We start from the raw sequence: 19438 nt of genomic DNA, 5'->3' as shown, positions 1-19438 counted from the left end.
GGCGCCGCGCGCCCGCTTGCCGACGCCGCGCCTGCCCACGCCTCAGCGCACGCTGCGGCAGTAGCGCGGGTCCCAGCTGTCGACCTCGTAGACGAAGACCTGGTCTTCGGGGTCCGGGGCGTTCTCCTCGTAGACCGGCGTCAGCCCCGGGGCGTTGTGCAGGTTGAGGAAGGACGGGTACGGGTCCAGGTAGGACCAGAACATCGGCGGCGAGGCGACGATGTAGCGGATGCCCAGCCGGCAGGCGGCCTGGTCGACCGGGTTGGCCGGGTCGCCGTTGAGCTGGTCGGCGTGGAAGAGCACGTCGGTGGTGTCCAGCGGGTCGGCCTGGCGGTCGTTGAGGTAGTGCGTGAAGACCATCGGCAGGTCGTGGGTGACGTAGCCCCAGCCCATGCCCTCCTCGGGTGCGGAGAGGATGGAGAACGGCGTCGGGGAGGCGTCGACCTGCCCGCGCAGGAAGTCGAAGGCACGCAGGTCCGCCATTGAGACCACGCGGCCGGTCTTGTCGCCGGCGGCGGCCATGATCTGCAGGCCCTGGTCCTCCGCGCCGGCCACCGCGGGCAGCTGGGTGGTCATCACCAGCGCCGTCACGCCGATGACCGCCGCGGCCTGGGCGGCCTGCACCCGGCCTGCCCGGCCGGCGCCGGCGTCGACCACCGGGACGTCGTCAATCGGCTCCTCCGTGCCGCGCCGGGCGCGGGCGGCCCACAACTGCAACCCGGCGCCGAGGGCGGCGATCAGCGCGCCGACCCCGGCGGCGACCGCCATCGCGGAGATGAGCGCGACGCGGTGCGAGGCGTTGTAGTGGAAGGAGGTGAACAACTCGAGCGCGTCGCCCAGCCCGTTGTCGAAGGGCATCAGGCAGTAGACCGTGCCGCCGAAGCCGAGCGCCCACAGCGCGGTCAGCCAGGTCCCGCCGGTGAAGGCGAGGACGGCCAGACCCACCAGGCCGGCGACGATCAGGGCGTACCAGACGGTGTCGTCGCCGTAGAAGTCGAAGAACTTCGTCTCCAGCATCAACGCCTGGGTCACCGAATCGGAACGCACGTCGACCAGCTGCTGGGTGGACTCGGTGACCTCGCCGACGTTGCCCAGGCCCACCAGGAACTGCGGGGCGAACGGCACGGCCGTGAGCACCGCGGTGAGGATGAGGTGCCCCAGCGCGCCCAGGCGCGTGACCCCGGGGGCCGGCCTGACCAGCTGCTGGATCAGCCACAGCCCCAGGCCCGCGGCGACAACGGTGGCCGCCGAGGCGTGCGTCTGTGCCGCGCCGAGCACGGCCAGCGCCGCCAGCGTCGAGGCCGCCCAGCGCGCGTCAAGGGTGACGGTCGCCGCCGCGGTGACGGCCACGGCGACGCCCGCCAGCCCAATGCCGAAGCCGGCCGGCCAGGAGCCGTCGAAGAAGATGATCTGCCAGGCCGGCAGCAGCAGCGCCGAGGCCGCCGCGAGCGTCGTCGCCGCCCAGCGCGTCGCCGCCGCGGCCGGGGCCAGCGGGGTGTCGCCGCTGCGGCGCAGCAGGAACCCGGCGCCGATCCAGACCAGCGCCGCGGCCGAGCCGGCGGCCGCCACGGCGAGCGAGACGGCCATGAACAGGTTGATCACCTCGACGGTGTCCCACGCGCGCCCGGTGACCCTGAAGGCGATCTCGCCGGCGTAGTCGCAGGCCACGTGCCATCCGGTGGGGTAGTAGACCTCCTTGGCGTCCTCGGCGTAGCGCAGCTCGCCGGTGCGCGTCGGCGAGATCACGCCCGTCTCGTGGACCCAGTGCACCAGCGAGGCGTGCCAGTGCATGTCCCAGCCCTGCGGGATCGCGCGCAGGCCGCGGTCGCCGTCCTCGATGATGCGTCGGGCGACGTCCACCGAGGCCCAGACGACCAGCGCGGCGACGGTGCCCGCCGAGAGCAGCGCCTGCGCCCAGGCCCACGGCGTGGCCCCCGGGCTGCTGCCGGCGTGGCGCGCGCCCCGATTGCCGACGTCCCGGTGCACCGCGTGTGCGCCCCGCCCGTCGTACGTGTGGCCGGCGCCGAGGGCGCCGGGCCGGCGCGGGTCGTAGCTCTCGTCGCGCTCGGCGTCGAGGCGTTCGCGCACGCGCCGGCGCTGGGTGGCGATCACCCCGAGGGGCAGCGCCAGGGCGAGCACGAAGACCCAGGACAGGGTGAGGCTGAGCGGGTTGACCGGGATGCCCAGCCCGCCGAAGGCCCACCCGAAGAAACCGAGCACGCCGACGGTGGCCGGCACCGCGGCCGCCGCAGACAGCCCGGGACGGCGGGTGAGTGCCAGGCCGATGAGCAGGCCCGGGACCACCAGCGTGGCGAGCATGAGCGCGCACAGCAGGACCAGCTCGGGGGTGCCCGCGGTGGTGGCCGCGGTGCTGGCCGTCGGCGCTGGGGCGGCGGTTACCGTCACGATGATGCGTGTCCTTCCTCGCGGCCGGCCCGCCCGCCGGGGCAGGGTCGGAGTGGGGTTGTGATGCGGGTACTGAGTCTAGTGGGAGGCCGGGACACAACGGCCCCGGTTCGTCCGTGGCCCGTTTTCCACCACACGCGACACTTTGGTGCAATAAAGTGAACTGCACCACACGTCGATACCGGCGCGGAGGCGGCACCGCGGTGGGCCCCGGGTCCCGCCGCCCGTCTCCCCGCCGGCTGAATCCACTGAAAGGCGCGGCTCATGGACGACAAGACCGACCGCACCCAGGAATCGACCGGGTCCGGCGCGGGTGGCTCCGGCGCCGCCGGGTCCGGCGCGACCGCCACCGCCACCGCGGAGGCCGACGCCCCGCGCTCCCGGCTGGCCCGCCTCGGCGACCGCACCCTCGACGGCGTCGAGAAGGTGGGCAACAAGCTGCCCACCCCCTTCCTCCTGTTCACCTACCTCTTCCTGATCACCGCCCTGGCCTCCTCGGTGATGGCGTGGGCCGGCGTCTCGGTCGCCGTGCCCGGCTCCGACGAGGAGCTCCACGTCAAGGGGCTGTTCACCGGCGAGGGCATGGTGTGGCTGACCGAGAACGTCGCCGAGAACTACATCGGCTTCCCGCCCCTGGTTACCGTGCTGCCGATCATGCTCGCCGTCGGCGTCGCCGAGCGCTCCGGGATGCTCTCCGCGCTGATCCGCAAGCTCTTCGGCAGCGCCAACAAGACCCTGCTGCCCTACGCCGTCGGCGTGATCGGCGTGACCGCCTCGGTGATGGCCGACGCCGCCTTCGTCGTCGTGCCGCCGCTGGCCGCCATGGTCTTCCGCGCCGCCGGCCGCCACCCCGTCGCCGGCCTGCTCGGCGGATTCGCCGCCGTGGGCGCCGGCTACTCGACCGCGCTGGTGCCCACCAGCCTCGACGCCCTGTTCGCCGGCATCACCAACGCCGTGATGGGTACGCTTCCCGGCCACGAGGCCACCGAGGCCAACCCGGTGTCCAACTACTTCTTCAACATCGCTTCGGCCGTGCTGCTCGGTGTCGTCGCCGGCTGGCTGATCGACCGCGTCCTCGAACCGCGCATGTGGCGCCAGGACGTCCCGGTCGAGCGCACCGCCTCCGGCCAGCAGGAGTTCGAGACCGCGAAGGCCGACGACCACCGCCTCGACCCCGAGCTGACCGCCCGCGAGTGGGCCGCCCTGAAGGTCTCGCTCGGGGTGACCCTGCTCGTCGGCGTGGTCATCACCGCCGCGGTGCTGTGGCCGGGCTCGCCCTGGCGCAACGAGGACGGCGGCTACCTGCCGCAGTCCCCTCTGCTCAACTCGATCGTCTTCATCGTCGTGGTCTTCTTCGCGGTGATGGGCATCGCCTACGGCATGGTCGCCGGCTCGATCCGCCGCTTCGACGACGTCGTCGACATGATGCGCAAGTCCCTGATCGACCTCTCCGGCTTCCTCGTGCTCGCGTTCATCCTGGGGCAGTTCGTCGAGCTGTTCAACTGGACCGGCATCGGCACCTGGACCGGCATCGGCACCTGGACCGGCATCGGCACCTGGACCGCCGTCAAGGGCGCGGCGCTGCTCGAGTCCATCGGCCTGACCGGCTTCGCCGCCATCGTCGGCTTCGCGATCCTGGCCAGCGTGCTCAACTTGCTGATCATCTCCGGCTCCGCGATGTGGACCCTGATGGCCGCCGTCTTCGTGCCCATGTTCGCCCTGCTCGGCTACGAGCCCGGCTTCACGCAGGCGGCCTTCCGCGTGGGCGACTCGGCCACCCAGATCATCACGCCGATGAATCCGTACATGATCGTCATCCTCGGCCTGCTGCGCCGCTACGAGCCGAAGGCCGGGCTGGGCACGCTGATGAGCCGGCTGGTCGTCTTCGTCGTGCCCTTCTGGATCACCTGGGTCAGCCTGCTGGCCGTCTGGTTCTACTTCGATCTCCCGTTGGGCCCCGGCCAGGGCGTCTTTTTGGCAGGGTAGGGCCCATGGACACGCCGTCGACCGCGTACCTCGACCACACCCGCAAGCTTCTCGACGCCCGCGCCGCCCGTGCCCGGGAGCGCGCCGGGGCCGCCGACGCCGGAGGAGCTTCCGGGGGAGGGAGTGAAGCTCCCTCCCCGTCGTGGCAGCGCATCGCCGCCGACGCCGAGGAGCTGCGCGGCGAGCTGCGCGACCTGGCCCTCGACCTGCACGACCACCCCGAGGAGGCCTTCGAGGAGCACCACGCGGCCGCCGCCCTGGCGCAGCTGCTGCGCGCCCACGGCCACCGCGTCGAGACCGGCGTCGGGGGCCTTCCCACCGCCCTGCGGGCGGTGGCGCAGACGCCGGGCGGCGGGACGTCGGAAATCGAAGGCGACGGCGGGGACGCCCGCGACGGCGGGCCGACGGTCGCGATCCTCGCCGAGTACGACGCGCTGCCGGGCCTCGGCCACGGCTGCGGGCACAACATCATCGCCGCCGCCGGGGTCGGCGCCTTCCTCGCCGCCGCCCGGGAGCTCGAGCGGGGAGTGACCGGCCCGGGGCGGATCGTGCTGCTGGGCACCCCGGCCGAGGAGGGCCACACCGGCAAGGAGCACATGATCCGGGGCGGCGCCTTCGACGGCATCGACGCCGCGGTGATGGTCCACCCCTTCGGCTACGACCTCGCCGAACACGCCTGGGTGGGCCGGCGCACCATGACCGCGACCTTCCGCGGGATCTCCGCGCACGCCTCCTCGCAGCCGTTCATGGGGCGCAACGCGCTGGACGCGGCGACGCTCGCCTACCAGGGCTTCGGGCTGCTACGCCAGCAGATGCCGCCGAGCGACCGGCTGCACGCCGTCATCGACTCGGGCGGGCGGCGCCCCTCGGTCATCCCCGACGAGGCGCGCCTGTCGGTCTACGTGCGCTCGCTGATCCCGGCGGCGTTGCGCGACCTGTCCGCGCGTGTCGACGACGTGCTGCTCGGCGCCGCGCGCATGGCCGGCGTCGACGTCGAGCTGGACTGGGACATCCACCCGCCGAGCCTGCCGGTGCGCAACAACCACGTCCTCGCCCGGCGGTGGGCGCGCACCCAGGTGCTGCGCGGGCGCACCGCGCTGCCCGGCGGGATCCTGCCGGACTCGCTGGCGGCCTCCACCGACTTCGGCAACGTCTCGCACCTGGTGCCCGGCATCCACCCGATGATCAAGATTGGCCCCGACGACGCCGCGCTGCACACCGCGCGCTTCGCCGAGTGCGCCCGCAGTAAGGCGGGTGTCGACGCCGCGGTGGACGCCGCCGCGGGCCTGGCCCAGGTGGCCGTGGACATGCTCGACGAGCCGGAGCTGCTGGCCGCGGCGCGCGCCGCGTTCGAGGCGGCCGGCGGGCGCCTGGCGGTGGCCGACTACCTGGGGTGATGCGGGGACATGTCGATTCAGAGGAGAAAAAACGACATGTCTGCCCGATGTGTCGATCGCGTCGACATGTCGTTGACGCATGGTCGTGTCGGGGCGGGTTCGCGTAGGATCGCCGCGAAACGTTTACGCGTCAACTATGTCTTGAGGAGCTCTCCAGAATGCTCACCGTCGAAGAGGCCATCCGTTCGCGCCGCGCCACCCGCAAGTACACCGACCTGGTCCCCTCCGACGAGGTCATCGACCGCGTCGCCGAGCTCGCCCTGGAGGCGCCCAGCGCCTTCAACGCGCAGCTGCGCGACCTCGTCGTCGTCCGCGACCACGACGTCAAGGAAGCCCTCTTCGAGGCCTCGGGCCAGCGGCAGTTCCTCGACGCGCCCGTCGTCTTCGTCGCCGTCGGCCGCTCCGAGATCGAGCAGGACGACGACGAGGAGATCCTCGGCGCCGAGCGCGCGAAGAACCTACGCGCCGGGCGCGCCACGCGCTCCGAGGCCGTCCGCCGCGAGCACGGCCTGCGCGACGCGATGCTCGTCGGCGGCTTCCTGCTCGTCGCCGCGCAGGCCGAGGGCCTGGCCACCAGCCCGACGACCGGCTGGGACGAGGAGAAGGTCAAGGAGGCCATCGGGCTCGGCGGGCGCTCCGACCGCTCCATTGCGCTCGTCGTCGCCGCCGGCTACCCCGACGAGACCCCGGCCCACCCGGGCCGTGCGGCCAACCGCCGCGTCGACGACCGCTACTGACAACCACTGAGGCCCCGGCGCCTCAGCGCCGGGGCCGGGTGGGACGCGCCGGGGCCGACCGACGCGGCGTCGGCAAGCGACCGCGCCTCAGCGTCGGGTCAGCCCCGCGGTGATCGGGCTGACGACGGCGTTGACCAGGCCCAGCACGATGGAGCCGAAGACCGCCGCCCAGAACCCGGAGACCGTCAGCCCCAGGCCCACCGACTGGGCCACCGCCGCGGCGAGCAGCAGCATCGCCGCGTTGATCACCAGGGAGAAGAGCCCCAGCGTGAGGATGGTCAGGGGCAGGCCGAGCAGTTGGACCACCGGCTTGACCAGCGTGTTGAGCACCACGATGATCGCGCCGACGCCCAGGAAGACCCACAGGCGGTCGTGCCCGCCGTCGCCGACCAGCGGGGCGGCCGGCACGGAGACGTCCACCCCGGGCACGAAGGCGGTGACGACGAGCAGGGCGAAGGCGGTGGCCACGGCGTGCACGAAGAGGTTCCAGATCATGCGCATGGGGCCGATCCTACGGGCCGAAAATGTACGTATCGTGGTGACCGACGAAAGGATGCCTGATGAGTCACCCCACCCTGCTGTTCGACATGTACGGCGTGCTCATGCGTCTGCCCGGCCCGAGCTTCCGCCGCGGCGTCCTCGCCGCCGCCGGCGGCAACGAGGACATCTGGCCGGTCTACGCCGAGCTGCGCCCCGCCCTGGACGCCGCCCAGGTCACCGAGGTCAACTACTGGCGCCAGGTCGCCCTGCGCGCCGGGGTCGAGGACCTCGACATCCAGGAGGCCATCGCCGCCGACTACGGCGACTGCCTCGAGGCCGACCACGAGGTCGTCGACAACGTGCTGGCCCTGCGCGACAAGGGCTACAAGGTCGGCATCCTCTCCAACATCCCGACCGGGCTGGCAGCACGTGTGCGCCGGCGCCACTCCGGGTGGCTCGACGAGTTCGACGCGGTGACCTTCTCCTGCGACATCGGCGTGGCCAAGCCGGACACCCAGGCCTTCGCCGTGGCCGTCGACGCGCTGGGCGCCTCGCCGCGCGACACCGTCTTCTTCGACGACCGTGAGGACTACATCGCCGGCGCCGAGGCCGCCGGCCTGTGCGCGGTGCTCTTCACCGGCTGGGACTCCGTGGCCGGGGAGCTGGGGCTCAAATGACCGGGCCCTACTTCTACGAGTACGAGGGCCGCCGGCCCACCGTGCACCCGGACGCGTGGATCGCGCCGACGGCGACCCTGATCGGCGACGTGACCGTGGCCGCCGGGGCCTCCGTCTTCTACGGGGTGGTCCTGCGCGGCGACGTCGGCGCGATCCGCGTCGGCGAGCGCACCAACATCCAGGACAACTGCGTGCTGCACGTCGACACCGGCGAGGAGTGCGTGCTCGGCGACGACGTCACCGTCGGGCACCTGGCCCTGGTGCACAGCGCGCACGTGGCCGACGGCTGCCTGATCGGCATGGGCTCGAAGGTACTCTCGCGGTCCCGGATCGGGGAGGGCTCGCTCATCGCCGCCGGCGCGGTGGTCCTCGAGGGCGCGGAGATCCCGCCGCGCTCGCTGGCCGCCGGGGTGCCCGCGAAGGTACGCCGCGAGCTGACGGCCGAGGAGTCGCAGGCCTTCATCCCGCACGCCGCGAACTACGTGCAGACCGCGCAGGGGCAGGGCGCGCGCGTCGAGCCCGACCGGCCGTAGGGGCGGGTTCAGCGGCTCGGGGCGGCGGGCGCCGGGAGCGTCGGTCGCGCACGGTGGGCTAGCGTGCCCGCGGTCTGCGGGGTGCGGGCAGCGTCGGGTCGCCGGGGAAGAGCCGCGGGCCGAGCCAGAGCGCGACGTAGACCAGGCCGACGAGCACGGGGATCTCCACCAGGGGACCGATGGTACCGGCCAGCGCCGGCGCCGAATTCGCCCCGAAGGTGCCGATCGAGACCGCGATGGCCAGCTCGAAGTTGTTGCCCGCCGCGGTGAACGCCACCGAGGTTGAACGCGCGTAGCCCAGGCCGGCGGCCCGTGAGGCCAGAAGCGCCAGGGCGAACATCCCGACGAAGTAGATCAGCAGCGGCAGGGCTACGCGGGCCACGGTCAGGGGCTGAGCGGTGATCTGCTCGCCTTGCAGGCAGAACAGCAGCACGATGGTGTAGAGCAGGCCGATCATGGCCAGCGGGGATATCGCGGGCAGGAACCGGGACTCGTACCACTTGCGGCCCCGTCGGCGCTCCCCGATCCAGCGTGAGACCAGCCCCGCCAGCAGCGGGACCCCGAGGAAGACCAGTACCGAGGTCACGATGGCGGTGAAGGAGAACTCCGCGGTGGTGGTGGCCAGCCCCAGCCACCCGGGAAGCACCTGCAGGTAGAACCAGCCGAGCACGCCGAACATGAGCACCTGGAACAGCGCGTTGACCGCCACCAGCACGGCGGTGACCTCGCGGTCCGCGCAGGAGAGCTCGGTCCACACGAGCACCATCGCGATGCACCGGGCCAGGCCGACGATGATCAACCCGGTGCGCAGCTCCGGCTCGTCGGGCAGGAAGATCCAGGCGAGAGCGAACATCAACGCCGGTCCGACCAGCCAGTTCAGCGTCAGCGAGAGCACCATGAGCCTGCGGTCGGCGGCGACCTCCGCGGTCTTGTCGAAGCGCACCTTGGCCAGCGGCGGGTACATCATCACGAGAAGCCCGATCAGGATCGGCAGCGAGACGCCGCCGATCTCGAGAGCGCTCAGCGCCGTGCCGAGGCCCGGCACCGTGCGCCCGAGCAACAGGCCGACTGCCATGGCGATCAGGATCCACACCGGCAGGTACCGGTCCGCGACGGACATGCGCGCACGGTGTGGCGTGCCGGGAGCCCCGGATTGCCCGGGTCTTCCGGATCGTGGGGCGCGGGCCTGCGGTGAGGGGGTGGACAAGGGGTGGGCTCCTCTCGCGTCTTTCATATTGACAGCCGTCAATATAACATTGGAGCCATGACGAGTCCACGATCCGGGGAGTGCTGTTCACTGGGCAGCGGGCCGCTCGACGACGCTGAGGCGGCCCGGTATGCCGAGCTGTTCAAGGTGCTCGCCGAGCCGAACCGCCTGCGCATCCTCGCCCAGCTCGCCGCCGGCGGCTGCGGGCCGACCACGGTAGGTGAGCTGACAGAACTGGTGGGGTTGAGCCAGCCGACGGTCTCGCACCACCTGAAGAAGCTGACCGAGGTCGGGCTGCTCGAGCGCTCGCAGATCGGCCGCACCGTCGTGCACCGCGTGTGTCCGGAGCCGTTCGCCCGGCTGCGCGCCGTACTCCAGATGGACTGACGGCATGGTCGCGTGCACTGCACCCGGGGCCGGGTTCGACCACGAGGCGATCGTCGTCGGCGGCGGTCAATCCGGCCTGGCCACCGCGTTCTACCTGCTGCGCGCCGGGGTCGACGTGCTGGTCCTCGACGACCAGCCCGGCCCGGGCGGCGCCTGGCGGCACGCCTGGCCGTCGCTGACGCTGTTCTCCACGGCCGGGTTCTCCAACCTGCCCGGCGTGCCCATGCCCGCCCATGAGGGCTTCCCGCCGGCCCGGCACGTCGTCGACTACCTGGCCATGTACGAGCGCCGTTACCGCATCCCCGTTGAGCGGCCCGTGCGGGTCGGGCGCGTCGAGGCGCTCGACGGCGGCGGGTTCCGGGTGCACGCCGCCGTGCCGGACTTGACGTGGACGTGCGCGCGGGTCATCGGCGCCACCGGCACCTGGTCGGCCCCGTTCGTGCCGGCCTATCCGGGCCGTTTCTCCGGCAGGCAGTGGCATTCGGCCAACTACCCCGGACCGGCCCCCTTCGCCGGGCGCTCGGTGGCGGTGGTCGGCGCGGCGAACTCGGGGGCCCAGATCGCCGCGGAACTGCTCGAGGATCCGGACGTCGGCGAGGTGACCTGGTACACCCGGCACGCCCCGCGCTGGATGCCCGACGACGTCGACGGGCGGGTGCTCTTCCGGCGCAACCGGGAGCGCTTCCGGGAGATCGCCGCGGGCCGCCCCGACCCGGGGTCGGACTCGCGGCTGGGCGACATCGTCGTGCTGCCCCAGGTGCGCCGCATGCGCGACGCCGGGCGGCTCACCGCCACCCCGATGTTCGCCTCCCTGTCCCAGGTCGGCGCGGACCATCTGATCTGGTGCACCGGCTTCCGCCCGGCCCTCGGGCCCTTCCGCGGGCTCCTCGGCGGCGCCGGCGGGGCCGACCGGCGCGGGGCCGACCCGCACGAACCTGTCCCCGGGCTGCACCTGGTCGGCTACGGCGACCGCACCGGCCCGGGCTCGGCGACGATCCTCGGGGTCGGCCCCTACGCCAAGCAGACGGCCCGCGCCGTGGCGGAGGAGGTCAAGGACACCGCGCGTTGAGACGGGTGCCGCGCACTGAGCCGGGTGCCGCGCGCTGAGCCGGACCGGCCGTAGCCTTCAGGCCGCGGCGCCGACGCCGTCGGCGACCTCGACCGGGTCGCGCAGCAGCTTGTCCAGCGCGACGGCGCGCGCGATGGCGACCACGATCTCCCGGTGACCGGGGATCATACGCAGCTCCACGTCGTTGCCCACCCGGCCGCGCACCGTCTTGGCGAAGGTCTGCGGCGCGCGCGGGTCGGCCGTCAGCGCGCTGCCGGCCAGGACCAGGGTGTCCGGGTGGTGGCGCGCGATGAGGGCGGCGCACATGTCGCCGAGCATCCGGGCGCGCTCGTCGAGCAGCGCGCGCAGCTCCCGGGAGTGCTCGGCGCGGCCCACCGCGTCCTCGAGCGTCATCGTGCCCAGCCCCGCCGCGGCGACGGTGTCCAGGAAGCCCTGGGTGCTCAGCCGCTCCTCGGCGGTGGTGGGCAGCCCGGGCCCGGGCGCGGGTGCGGGCAGCGAGCTGAGCTGGGTGACTCCGGTGGCGTGGGTGACCGCGGCGCTGATCGAGTCGTCGGCGAAGAGCGCGAGCGTGCGCGGCGGCTCGTCGCCGGCCGCCGGCAGGTTCGCCGACTGGGTCTCCGAGCCGAGGATGGCGGGCACGGCCGCCGAGACCGTCACCGGCACGTCGAAGTGGTAGCGCAGCCGCCCGGCGAAGTCGACGCCGTGCCAGCCCAGGTTGGGCGCGTCCACGATCCCGCGCTCGGTGACCTGCCCCGAGGTGGTCACGCCGAGCGCGCCGAGCGGGGTGGCCACGCCCGCGGTGAGCCGGTTGATGCCGGCGACGAGGTGCTCGAGGAAGTCGGAGTCCTCGTGCTCGGAGACCTTGATCTTCAGGTCCAGGTCGCGCAGGCGGCGGCCCTCGGCGTCGTAGAGTCCCAGGTACGTCGAGGAGGTGCCCACGGCCGCGCCGACGAATACCGCCGGGAAGTCGGCCGGCTCCAGCGGCGTGGTGGGCCTTCCCGGTCCGTCGGAGACCGCCAGGTCGGCGCGCGCCCGGATCAGGCCCGCGTTGATCAGGGTGGTCACGGCGCGCGTGATCGTCGGCTGCGACAGCCCGGTGGCCTCGATGAGCTCGGGGCGGGTGCGTGCTCTGCGCAGGCGGATCAGGTGCAGGCACTTCGCCGCAGGGGACTGCGGGCGGGCGAAAGCTGTGGTGCCTGGGCGACGGTGCATGAGTTCACAATAAACCTGTGTAGACCAAGTTGTCCAAAAAATGCCCCCTAATCTGTACCGCTCGGTCTAATCCGGGCGTTCTCACCAGTTCATACGTCCGGGGAGCCACCATCGGTTTCACCCGTATCGGGGTAAAGGTACACGAAATTGCCGACGCCCCGCCCGTCCCCCCCGGGCGCGGTACCCGCGCCGTCGGGCGCGCGGCGGCGCGCCGGGGACGCGCCGGGGCCGCGCCGGGGCCGCGCCCGCGCCGCACGTGTCAGCCGACGGCGCCGAGCACGGCGTCGTAAAGCAACGGCAGCCCGTGGGCGGCGGTGGTCGAAAGGGACACCGCGGCCAGCCCGGTCAGCTCGGTCGGCTGTGGGGTGACCTCGATGATCACGGCGCCGGACTGCGCGGCGAGCACCGGCAGGCCGGCCGCGGGGTAGACCACGCCCGAGGTGCCGACGACGATCATCACGTCCGCGCGCCGCGCCCAGCGCTCGGCGGCGTCCCACTCGTCGTGGGGCAGCGCCTCGCCGAACCACACGACCCCGGGGCGGACGAGGTTGCCGCAGCGCGGGCAGGTCGGCGGGGTGGCGCGCTCCACCGGTTCGACGGGGATGTCGCCCTCGTGGATGCCGCGGTAGGGCCGCGCGCAGATGGTGCAGCGGAAGTCGAAGAGCGAGCCGTGCAGGTGGGCGACGTCGTGCGCGCCGGCGCGCTCGTGCAGGTCGTCGATGTTCTGGGTGGTCACGTGCACCTGGCCGGGGCCCTCGGCCTGCCAGTCGGCGACGGCCAGGTGCCCGGCGTTGGGCTCGGCGTCCAGCGACTTGCGTGCGCGCCACAGGTACCAGGCCCACATGGGCTCCGGGTCGCGCGCCCAGGCGTCGATGCTGGCCAGCGCGGTGGGGTCGACGTTCTCCCACAGGCCGGTGCCCGCGTCGCGGAAGGTGTCCAGGCCGGAGTCGGCGGACATGCCGGCCCCGGTGAAGACCTCGACGCGCAGGTCGTGGTGGGGGTCGGCGGCGGCCGCGTCGGCCGCGTCGGAGTGCGTCCCGGCGGCCGCGGCGATGAGCTCCGCGGCGCGCGCGATGTCCGCGTCGAGGGTGTCTGAGTGGTGCACCGGTTGCTCCTCTATCTCTTCGCTGTGACTCCGAGGCTACCGGCGCCCGCGCGGGCGCGCGCGGGAAAGGCGCCGGAAATTCCAGGTCAGCCGTAATTTTTCCACGGGTGGCCCCGCTCCGGGGCTGGGGGCTAGACTGTCCGCTTATGAGTTCTCCGACTGCGCTGAGCTCCTCGGACGAGGCATCCCGGGAGCCTTCCCTGCTCGACGCCGCCTGTGAGGCGTTCGTGGCCGACCTCGCGGAGCTGTCTCCGACGTGGGCCACCGAGTGGGGCCTGCCCGGCCACGACGGTGAGCTGCAGGACTTCTCCCCGGAGTACTACGACGCCCTGGGCGAGCGGACCCGCGAGATGGTCATGGACGTCGACGCCTTCGACGAGGCCACCGACAGCTCCGACGACGAGGACGACTTCGACGACGTCGACCAGGTCACCGCCGCCGCGCTGCGCGACCGTCTGGGTGTCTTCCTCGACCGCCACCACCACGCCGAGGACCTGCGCGACCTCAACGTCATCGAGTCGCCCGTGCAGACGATCCGCGACTCCTTCCTGCTCATGCCGCACGAGACGGCCGAGGACCTCGAGGCCGTGCGCGCGCGCCTGGCCAAGGTGCCCGCCGCCCTCGAGGGCTACCGCGCCTCGCTGGACGAGGCCGCCGGTCACGGCCTGGTCGCCCCGCTGCGCCAGGTCGACGCCGTCAACACCCAGTGCGAGGAGCTGGCGGAGACCGGCTCCGTCTTCGAGGGCCTGGGCCTGGACCCCGACTCGCGTGAGGTCGCGGCCGCCAAGGAGGCCTTCGGTGAGTTCGCCGACTGGCTCAACGAGCACCTCGCCCCGGTCGCCCCGCACTCGGACGCGGTGGGCCGCGACCGCTTCGAGCTGTTCTCCCACGACCACCTCGGCGACGTGGTCGACCTCGACGAGGCCTACACCTGGTCGCTCGAGCGCATCGCGGAGCTGCGCGCCCGCCAGGAGGGTGTCGCCGCCGAGCTCTATGGCGCCGGCACCACCGTGCGCCAGGCGATGCACCAGCTCAACCAGGACGAGCACTACACGATCAACGGCACCGGGGCGCTCCAGGAGTGGATGCAGGGCGTGGCCGACCAGGCCATTGTGCACCTCGACGGCACCGAGGTCGACGTGCCCGACGAGATCAAGACCATCGAGTGCCGCATCGACCCGGCCGGCACCGGCGGCATCTTCTACACCCCGCCGTCCGACGACTTCGCCCGCCCCGGCCGGATGTGGTGGTCGGTGCCGGAGGAGCAGAAGACCTTCCACATGTGGCAGGAGCTCTCGACCGTCTTCCACGAGGGCGTGCCCGGCCACCACCTGCAGATCGGCATCGGCCTGGCGGAGTCCTCGCTGAACCTGTGGCGCCGCTCGGTGACCTGGATCGCCGGCCACGGCGAGGGCTGGGCGCTCTACGCCGAGCAGCTCATGGCCGACCTGGGCTACTGCGACGACCCCGGCTTCCGCATGGGGCTTCTCGACGCCCAACGTCTGCGCGCCGCGCGCGTGGCGCTGGACATCGGCGTGCACCTGGGCAAGAAGACGCCGGACGGCGGGGTGTGGGACTCCTCCTACGCCAAGACCTTCCTGCGCGAGAACACCGCGATGGCCGAGCCGAACCTGGTCTTCGAGCTCGACCGCTTGCTCGGCTGGCCCGGCCAGGGCTCGGCCTACGCGCTCGGCGAGCGCATGTGGCGCGAGCTGCGCGACGACGCCCTCGATCAGGGCATGACGCTGGGCCAGTTCCACAACGAGGCGCTGCGCCGCGGCTCGATCCCGATGTCCGTGCTGCGCGAGGATCTGCTGGACTGAGCGACCCGCCCGGTGAGCTATCTGCGCATGATGCGGAGGATCTGCGGCAGCCAGGCCGCCAGCAGCAGCACCGCGACCAGGCGCAGGATCTGGAAGGTGATCACCTCGGAGCCCGCCCCGCCCTCTGCGGAGAGCGCGAGGACCGTCTCGAGCGCGCCGGGCGTGGTGGCCAGGTAGCCCTCGAAGTGGGTGACCCCCGTCCACAGCGCGGCGAGGACACCCGCGCCGGCGCAGACGGCCATCATGAAGAAGATGTAGGCCACCGTCACCGGCAGCTGACGGGCGAAGAGCTTCAGCGTCGGCACCGACAGCGCGCCGCCGGCGATCCAGCCGATGGACAGGAACGCCATGACCGCGAAGACCATCGGCGGCTCGAAGCTGATCGAGTCCGGGGTGACCCAGCTGCCGATCACGGCCAGCAGCATCGGGCAGAGCACCCCGGCGGCCGGGATCTTCAGCTTCTGGCCGATGGGGTCGCCGAACATGGCGGCGGCGACGATGATCACGGCGGCCAGCAGGTTGAAGTGGAAGTCGGCGCCGATGGCGTGGCCGGCCTCGGCCGGCGGTGTCAGCAGGTGCGCGACGGCCGGCAGGGTGACCGAGACGATGAGCAGGCGCAGGTACTGCACGAGGGCGACGTAGCGGTAGTCCGCGCCGATCTCGTCGGCCAGCGCGGGCATGGTCGACGCCCCGCCGGGCAGCATCGACAGCATCGCGGTCTCGGTGGAGATCTCCTTCTCCGAGCGGCCCAGCAGGATGCCGCCGCCCACCCCGGCGCCCACGGTCACCGCCCCGAAGACGGCGGCGGGGATCAGGGTGCCGGCGATCTCGCCTAGGGAGACACCCACGATCGGCATCGCGGCCAGGATGCCGATGATGCCGCGGCCGAAGCGCCGGTAGTACTTGTTGACCTGCAGGTCATGCCCGGTACCGAGTGCCACGGTGCCGGAGACGACGATGGCGGCCAGAATCCAGCCGGCGGGCACGTTCCAGCGGTCGAAGAGCCAGCCCAGCCCGATCGAGGCCGGCACGACGAACAGCCAGCGCAAGGGACTGTCGGGGCGGGTGAGAGCCATCGGACGTGCGGGTATCCTCTCCTTCGTGGCTGCGGGGTGCGCTCCCGATCCTAGTGGGTCACCCACCGGGCCTAGGCTGAAAGGGCGGGGCACATCCCGTGCGACAGGATGCGGGACGCCCGCCCCAGACAGGACGCGGGATGATCAGCGAGAGGAGACCCGCGCGTGCTCTTCCTCGGACTCTCGGCGGAGGCGCTGACCGTGCTCGCGGGCGGCGCGCTCGTGGCCGGCTGGGCCGACGCCGTCGTCGGCGGCGGGGGCCTGATCCTCATCCCGCTGATCATGGCCGTCGCCCCGGAACTCGCCCCGGCGGTCGCGGTGGCCACCAACAAGGTCGCCGTCATCTGCGGCAGCGGCTCGGCGGCGGTGACGCTGATGTGCAAGGCCCGCCCGCCCGTGCACCTGCTGCGCTACCACCTGCCCGTGGCCGTCGTCTGCGCGATGGCAGGGGCGGCGACGACCTCGCCGGTGCCCGCCGAGGTGATGCTCCTGCTGGTCATCGTGCTCATGCTGGCCGCAGGCCTCGTCGTGGCGACCAACCCCTCCCTGGGCCGGGAGACCTCGGCTCCCTTGCCCGGGCGTGCGCGCCGGGGCCCTGCACCCCCGGCTTCGGCTTACTGACAAGCGACCCTTGCCCGGGCGTGCGCGCCGGGGCCTGGCGCTGGTGCTCGCGGCGGCCAACGTCGTCGGCGCGCGCACCGTCATCGCCGGCGGCACCCGCTTCCTGCGCGCCGCGCTGCTGGTGGTCGTGGTGGTCATGGGCGGCTACCTCGCCTGGCAGCAGTGGGGCTGAGAGATTGGGGCCCACGCGGGGCACTCACCCGGCCGCGCCCGCTTACCGCGCCCGCCGCGCGCGGCTCACATCCGCTTCTTCGTGCGCGCGGTCGCCGTCGCCGACCACGGGTCCTCCGGCCACGGGTGCTTCGGGTAGCGCCCGCGCATCTCGGCGCGCACCTGTGCGTACGGCCCGGACCAGAAGCTCTCCAGGTCGTCGGTGACGGCCAGGTCGCGCCCGGCCGGCGAGAGCAGCCGGAACTGCACGGGCACCCCGGCGAACCGGGGCGACTCCGCCAGCCCGAAGCACTCCTGCAGCTTGACGCTCACCACGGGCCGACCGGTGGAGTAGTCCACCCGCGGGTGCGAGCCGCTGGGCACCGCGAGGCGCCGGGGTGCGAGCTCGTCCATGCGGGTCGCCTCGGGCCAGGGCAGCAGGCGCTGCAGGGCGTCGAAGAGGTCGATCGAGCCCGGCGGGGTGCCGTGGGCGGCCTTCTGGATCTCCGGGGCCAGCCACACCTCCGGCTCCGCGGTCTCCGGGTCGGGCCACGGCTCGCCGACCCGCTCGTGCAGGAAGGCCAGCCGGTCGCGCAGGGCGGCGGCCTTCTCGCCGAGGCGGAACATGCCGGTGCCCTCCTCGCGCACCGCGGCGGCGACGGCCTCGGCGGCCCGCTCCGGCGGCACGGTGGTCGGGGTGACCGCGAGCTCGATGGCCCCGGCCCGGCGCACCGCCCGCCCGCGCAGCCTCCCGCCGGCGAAGTCGGCGCGCAGCTCCTCGGTCACCCCGATGATCTCCAGGGCGTCGGCCTCGTCGATGCGCGCCGCCGAGCGGATCGTCGCGCCCGCGCGCCCGGCCCGTCCCGGAGTGCCGGAGCGGGTGACCTCGCCGACGGCCAGCCACTCCGCCCCGCTCAGCCCGGTGTCCCCGGGCAGCACGGCGCGCGTGCCCGAGGCCAGCAGGTACTCCCCGTCGCGCTCGCGGCGGGCGATGCGCTCGGGGAAGGCCAGGCCCACGGCCACCCCGTCGCTTGCCGACGTCGCGCGGTGCCCCGTCCCGGTACCGGTGCGCGTCGCGACCGAGCGCAGGCGGGCGACCTCCCGCGACGGTGCGCTCGCGCGCCCCAGGTCGCCGGACGCGCCGTCGGAAAGCGCGGCGAGCACCTCGGCCGCCGACGGCCCGGCGGCCAGCAGCGCACGGCCCAGGCGCGGGTCGAGCGGCAGGTCGGCGAGCCGACGGCCGAGTTCGGTGGGCCGCCCCTCGGCGTCGACGGCGTGTAGGGCGCGCAGGGTCTCCTCGGCGGCGGCGGTGGCGGCCGGCTGCGGCTCGCTGACCAGGGCGAGGCCCTCGCCGCGCGGGGTGCCCCAGCAGGCCATCCAGAGCGCGGCCTGGGTCAGGTCGGCGGTGTCGATCTCGGGGGTGACGTGGGCGTCGAAGTGGCGCAGGTCGTCGGAGGTGAAGGCGCGCAGCACGGTGCCGGGACCCTCACGGCCGGCGCGGCCGGCGCGCTGCTCGGCCGTCGAGCGCGCCTCCGAGACCGTGACCAGGCCGGACATGCCGCGCCCGGAGTCGCGGCGCGGTACGCGCGAGAGCCCGGAGTCGACGACGGTGCGCACGCCGGGCACGGTGACGGAGGACTCGGCGACGGCGGTGGAGACGACCACGCGCGCCGGGCCCGTGCCGTCGAGGGCGGCGTCCTGGGCGGCGCGCTCGAGGCGGCCGTGCAGGGGCAGCGCCCGGGTGCGGCAGGCGGCGACGGTCTGCTCGACCTCGCGGGCGCCGGGCACGAAGACCAGCGCGGAGCGCCCGGACTTCTCGACGGCCTTGTCCGCCAGCGCGGCGAGGTGGGCCCAGAAGGCGTCGCGGGAGCGCCGGTCGGCGGCCATGCGCCCGGGGTGCGGGTGGTAGCTGGTCTCGAGTGGGTGGGTCACCGCCGGGGTGGAGACGACCGGGGCCTCGCCGAGCAGCTCGGAGAAGCGCGTGGTGTCCAGGGTGGCGGACATGACGACCAGGTCGAGGTCCTCGCGCAGGGCGGCCAGCTCCGCGGAGAAGGCCAGCGCGAGGTCGGTGTCGAGCTGGCGCTCGTGGACCTCGTCGATGACCACGGCGCCGACCCCGGTCAGCTCGGGGTCGGAGAGCAGCATGCGCACCAGCACCGCCGGTGTGACGAACTCGACGGCCGAGCCCGCCCGGGAGTCGCCGCGCACGCGGTGGCCGACGGCCCCGGCGTTGCCGGAGAGGTGGCGCAGGCGGCGGGCGGCGGCGCGCACGGCCACGCGCCGCGGCGCGGTGACGATGGTCTTGAGCGGGGCGGCGCCGTTCCTGGTGCCGTCGGCCGCTGCGTTCGCGGCGCGGCGGGCGAGCAGGTCGGCGACCAGCGGCGGGACCAGCGTGGTCTTGCCGGTGCCGGGCGGGGCCTCGACCACGGCGCGGCGGTGGGCCTCGAGGGCCTCGGCGATCTCCGGCAGCGCGCCGGCGACGGGCAGACCCGCGCCGATGGCGTCGAGGTCGAAGGGGCTGGCGGGGATGTTCATGGTTTATCCCAGGGTAGCTGCGCACACGGAAAAACCG

At 73.3% G+C, this 19438-nt stretch carries 17 protein-coding genes; 10 read left to right on the top strand and 7 right to left on the bottom strand.

The features are described 5' to 3' along the window. Window positions 1–42: 42 nt before the first annotated feature. Entirely contained in the window at window positions 43–2406 is a 2364-nt protein-coding gene (locus QP119_RS04665) for a DUF6541 family protein (RefSeq protein ID WP_284773982.1), read from the bottom strand. 264 nt (window positions 2407–2670) lie between these two features. On the opposite strand from QP119_RS04665, the gene QP119_RS04660 reads away from it, so the two are divergent. The 3 genes from QP119_RS04660 to QP119_RS04650 all read left to right on the top strand — a co-directional run bounded on the left by QP119_RS04660 (window position 2671) and on the right by QP119_RS04650 (window position 6526). Next, window positions 2671–4392 carry an AbgT family transporter gene (locus tag QP119_RS04660; RefSeq protein ID WP_284773980.1) on the top strand — a complete coding sequence of 574 codons (1722 nt, stop codon included), beginning with the start codon at window positions 2671–2673 and terminating at the stop codon, window positions 4390–4392. A gap of 5 nt (window positions 4393–4397) precedes the next feature. After that, window positions 4398–5789, top strand: coding sequence for an amidohydrolase (locus QP119_RS04655; RefSeq protein WP_284773978.1), 1392 nt, complete (start codon window positions 4398–4400; stop codon window positions 5787–5789). Window positions 5790–5947: 158 nt separating this feature from the next. Further along, the gene (locus QP119_RS04650) at window positions 5948–6526 is read left to right on the top strand and encodes a nitroreductase family protein (RefSeq protein ID WP_284773976.1); all 579 of its coding nucleotides are present in this window, start codon (window positions 5948–5950) and stop codon (window positions 6524–6526) included. Between the two features lie 87 nt (window positions 6527–6613). Here QP119_RS04650 and QP119_RS04645 read toward each other — a convergent pair whose 3' ends face one another. Beyond that, complete coding sequence (locus QP119_RS04645) at window positions 6614–7027, bottom strand: phage holin family protein (RefSeq protein ID WP_284773975.1); 414 nt, start codon at window positions 7025–7027, stop codon at window positions 6614–6616. A gap of 59 nt (window positions 7028–7086) precedes the next feature. Between QP119_RS04645 and QP119_RS04640 the strand changes: the two genes are divergently transcribed. Then, the gene (locus QP119_RS04640; RefSeq protein WP_284773974.1) at window positions 7087–7683 is read left to right on the top strand and encodes an HAD family hydrolase; all 597 of its coding nucleotides are present in this window, start codon (window positions 7087–7089) and stop codon (window positions 7681–7683) included. Then, window positions 7680–8216 (top strand): gamma carbonic anhydrase family protein, encoded by a 537-nt coding sequence (locus tag QP119_RS04635; protein ID WP_284773972.1) that lies wholly within the window; start codon window positions 7680–7682, stop codon window positions 8214–8216. Before QP119_RS04640 ends, QP119_RS04635 begins: the two co-directional genes overlap by 4 nt. Window positions 8217–8274: 58 nt before the next feature. Here the strand turns inward: QP119_RS04635 and arsB are convergent, their stop codons facing one another. Beyond that, complete coding sequence (arsB, locus tag QP119_RS04630) at window positions 8275–9336, bottom strand: ACR3 family arsenite efflux transporter (protein ID WP_284773970.1); 1062 nt, start codon at window positions 9334–9336, stop codon at window positions 8275–8277. A gap of 144 nt (window positions 9337–9480) precedes the next feature. Here arsB and QP119_RS04625 point away from each other — a divergent pair, with 144 nt between their 5' ends. Both QP119_RS04625 and QP119_RS04620 read left to right on the top strand, forming a co-directional pair. Next, window positions 9481–9810: an ArsR/SmtB family transcription factor gene (locus QP119_RS04625; protein ID WP_284773968.1), complete on the top strand. Its 330-nt coding sequence runs from the start codon at window positions 9481–9483 to the stop codon at window positions 9808–9810. Window positions 9811–9814: 4 nt separating this feature from the next. Next, window positions 9815–10879 (top strand): FAD-dependent oxidoreductase, encoded by a 1065-nt coding sequence (locus tag QP119_RS04620; protein WP_284773966.1) that lies wholly within the window; start codon window positions 9815–9817, stop codon window positions 10877–10879. 57 nt (window positions 10880–10936) lie between these two features. Here the strand turns inward: QP119_RS04620 and QP119_RS04615 are convergent, their stop codons facing one another. Both QP119_RS04615 and QP119_RS04610 read right to left on the bottom strand, forming a co-directional pair. Further along, complete coding sequence (locus tag QP119_RS04615) at window positions 10937–12091, bottom strand: ROK family transcriptional regulator (protein WP_284773965.1); 1155 nt, start codon at window positions 12089–12091, stop codon at window positions 10937–10939. Between the two features lie 259 nt (window positions 12092–12350). Then, window positions 12351–13079, bottom strand: coding sequence for an NAD-dependent deacylase (locus tag QP119_RS04610; RefSeq protein ID WP_284774013.1), 729 nt, complete (start codon window positions 13077–13079; stop codon window positions 12351–12353). Between the two features lie 263 nt (window positions 13080–13342). On the opposite strand from QP119_RS04610, the gene QP119_RS04605 reads away from it, so the two are divergent. Next, a complete protein-coding gene (locus QP119_RS04605; protein WP_284773964.1) occupies window positions 13343–15019 on the top strand; it encodes a DUF885 domain-containing protein in 1677 nt (558 codons plus the stop codon). A 17-nt stretch (window positions 15020–15036) separates the two neighbouring features. Here QP119_RS04605 and QP119_RS04600 read toward each other — a convergent pair whose 3' ends face one another. Beyond that, window positions 15037–16095, bottom strand: coding sequence for an AbrB family transcriptional regulator (locus QP119_RS04600; RefSeq protein WP_284773962.1), 1059 nt, complete (start codon window positions 16093–16095; stop codon window positions 15037–15039). Between the two features lie 165 nt (window positions 16096–16260). Here QP119_RS04600 and QP119_RS04595 point away from each other — a divergent pair, with 165 nt between their 5' ends. Further along, window positions 16261–16716 (top strand): TSUP family transporter, encoded by a 456-nt coding sequence (locus QP119_RS04595; protein ID WP_284773960.1) that lies wholly within the window; start codon window positions 16261–16263, stop codon window positions 16714–16716. Window positions 16717–16726: 10 nt separating this feature from the next. Then, window positions 16727–16888 (top strand): hypothetical protein, encoded by a 162-nt coding sequence (locus QP119_RS04590; RefSeq protein ID WP_284773959.1) that lies wholly within the window; start codon window positions 16727–16729, stop codon window positions 16886–16888. 65 nt (window positions 16889–16953) lie between these two features. Here the strand turns inward: QP119_RS04590 and hrpB are convergent, their stop codons facing one another. Then, the gene (gene hrpB, locus QP119_RS04585; RefSeq protein ID WP_284773957.1) at window positions 16954–19401 is read right to left on the bottom strand and encodes an ATP-dependent helicase HrpB; all 2448 of its coding nucleotides are present in this window, start codon (window positions 19399–19401) and stop codon (window positions 16954–16956) included. Window positions 19402–19438: the final 37 nt, after the last annotated feature.

Origin of the sequence: Corynebacterium frankenforstense, from assembly GCF_030211955.1 — a bacterium.
In the GTDB taxonomy this organism is placed as follows: domain Bacteria; phylum Actinomycetota; class Actinomycetes; order Mycobacteriales; family Mycobacteriaceae; genus Corynebacterium; species Corynebacterium frankenforstense_A.
This window is presented reverse-complemented; position numbering and strand designations above follow the sequence as displayed.